Raw genomic sequence first — 276 nt, 5'->3', positions numbered from 1 at the left:
GTCGGATTCCGCAGTGCCGAGTGTCCTCACCAGGCTTTCGAGTGAATGGGACAAGTCTTCAATTTCACGGACCCCTGTATTTATCGGCAAAGCCAATTGTTCACCTTTGCGGAAGGCTTTTGCCTTTTGGGATATCTCGTTGAGCGGTCGGCTAATACGCCCAGCCACCAGCCAACCGGCTAAGGCAAAAAGAATCGCGCTTGCCAGGCCGCTTACCATTATGATGCGGCTTAACTCACGTGCGGCGGCGAAGGCGGTTGCTTCCGGCTGGCGCAC

At 55.8% G+C, this 276-nt stretch carries 1 protein-coding gene; it reads right to left on the bottom strand.

Annotation, left to right across the window (positions count from 1 at the left end; genetic code table 11):
* A partial coding sequence (locus tag SB775_RS29145; RefSeq protein WP_410864701.1) for a HAMP domain-containing protein occupies positions 1–219 on the bottom strand: 219 nt, incomplete at its 3' end.
* Positions 220–276: the final 57 nt, after the last annotated feature.

Source organism: Peribacillus sp. SIMBA_075 (assembly GCF_046534585.1).
This window is presented reverse-complemented; position numbering and strand designations above follow the sequence as displayed.